2 protein-coding genes and 1 tRNA gene are annotated in these 2,047 nt (G+C 34.0%); all 3 read left to right on the top strand.

The annotated features are described in order from the left end of the window. The coding region (locus J582_RS24750) for a GreA/GreB family elongation factor (protein ID WP_032048871.1) at nt 1-313 on the top strand (313 nt) is incomplete at its 5' end. A gap of 89 nt (nt 314-402) precedes the next feature. After that, a tRNA-Ser gene (locus J582_RS24745) sits at nt 403-492 on the top strand. Nucleotides 493-915: 423 nt separating this feature from the next. After that, on the top strand, nt 916-1,794 hold the full coding sequence (locus J582_RS24740) for a MetQ/NlpA family ABC transporter substrate-binding protein (protein ID WP_017393614.1): 879 nt from the start codon (nt 916-918) through the stop codon (nt 1,792-1,794). Nucleotides 1,795-2,047 lie beyond the last annotated feature (253 nt).

Here is a 2,047-nt window from a genome sequence, read left to right as displayed (position 1 = left end):
GGTACGCTATTTAGGAAAACGTTTAGAAGAGTTAAAAATTGTCGATTATGCTCCCGAGCAAGAAGGCAAAGTTTACTTTGGCGCTTGGGTCGAAATTGAAAATGAAGAAGGTGAACAAAAAACTTTACGTATCGTAGGGATTGATGAAATTTATGATCATCATCCTCAACATATCTCGATTGAGTCGCCAATGGCACGTGCACTCTTGAGTAAACAAGTCGATGATGAGGTTGAAGTGCACACTCCTTTAGGTAAAAAGCTTTGGTATATCAATGCAATTCGTTATGAAAAGCCTAAAAATGATGAAATTTAAATAGATTTGTTTTTATTTTGAGCGTTTGAATTAAAAATTAAATAAAAGATTTGCCAACTTGCATTTTTGTTTATATTATAACGCTCGTTGGAAGCGTGGCAGAGCGGTTTAATGCACCGGTCTTGAAAACCGACGAGGGTGTGAGTCCTCCGTGAGTTCGAATCTCACCGCTTCCGCCAAATTCGAAAAGCACCTGTTAATAGCAGGGGCTTTTTTTATGCCTAAAATAAAAATTACAACTCTATTTAGCTTAAATATTGCTAATAAATCCTAAAAATTTCATATAAATCAAATATGTATGTTGTATTTGAGAAATGTTTATGTTTTCAATATGTTGCTGTGAGCATGACTATATATCAGAATTGAACAAGTTATTTGTAGAATATTCACTTGTTGATATATGATGATCCCATATTTAGAGGCTGTTTCAAAACATAATTCTATTGTTTAGCGAGCAAGTTCACGGAAAGAATAATGCTGAATTCAGGCTTCTAAACCCTATATCTGGAAATTATTTCCAGCCAAATTTTGCATTTCGACCCAATGGTTGGGAATGCCTCACTCTTTTGTGGGTTAGGCGTTTCCTATTTTAGGATGTATCTATGAAAAAATTATTTAGTGTACTGTTCAGCGCATCTGTACTCACACTGACAGCATGTAATAAACAACCTGCACAAACTGAAAATACTGCACCAGCTAAAGACAAAGGTGAGTCAGTTCGAACAATTAAACTGGTTTCAACAGGTTCAGATACTGACGTATGGAAATACGTTGCAACGCTTCCTGAGACTAAAGAAGCTGGTATTAAACTCGAAGTGACTAACTTAACTGACTATGTTGTGCTCAATACATCTGTCGCAAATGGTGAGCAAGATGTAAATGCGTTCCAGTCATTCAACTATTTGGCAGCATACAATGCTTCAAATAAAGCTAAAGTTGCTGCTGTTGCAACAACTTACTTGGAACCAATGGGTATTTATGCAAATAAAATTAAAACTGTTGATGAGTTCCCACAAGGCGCTACCATTGCTATTCCAAATGATACTGCCAATGAAGCTCGTGCATTAACATTATTACAGTCTGCTAAACTGATTAAACTTAAACCGAACTTTGACCCTGTAAAAGGGACTACGAACGACATTGCTGAAAACCCTAAAAATTTACAATTAAAACCAATTCAAATGACTACAGCAGTTCGTGTTAAAAACGATGTAGATGCAATTGTACTTGGTAATACATTGGCACTTGAAGGTGGCCTCAATGTAATGAAAGATTCTATCTTCCGTGAGCCAATTGATCAGTCTACTAAACTTTATGTCAATTTATTGGGTGTAGCTGAAGCAAACAAAAATGATCCAATCTATACGAAACTTGGTGAACTTTACCACTTACCTAAAGTACAAAAATTCGTGAATGAAAAATTCGGTGGCACAAAAGTTGAAGTGAACAAACCTGTTTCTGAATTTGCAGACATCAAATAAGTAATTTTTTAATTAAAATTATTTTTCAAAGCTAAGCCACACTAATCGGGGCTTAGCTTTTTATTTATAATGTTGTACTTAAGCTAACTTATAATAAAATATTTATTAACTTCATTAGAAAATTAAGTAGGGAAGATATTTAAAGTTAGTTGTTGCGTTAGTAGTTATAGTCTGAGAAATTAAATTACTCATAGAGTATTTTTTTTAAATATATAACTTTTGGAATTGGTAATTGATAATAAGGTAAAAATAT

It is taken from the genome of Acinetobacter sp. 1566109 (assembly GCF_000582255.1).
GTDB lineage: Bacteria > Pseudomonadota > Gammaproteobacteria > Pseudomonadales > Moraxellaceae > Acinetobacter > Acinetobacter nosocomialis.
This window is presented reverse-complemented; position numbering and strand designations above follow the sequence as displayed.

What these genes read in the sequence shown, in the direction of transcription:
- J582_RS24740 (WP_017393614.1), top strand. Translation starts at nt 916, where the DNA reads ATGAAAAAATTATTTAGTGTACTGTTCAGCGCATCTGTACTCACACTG.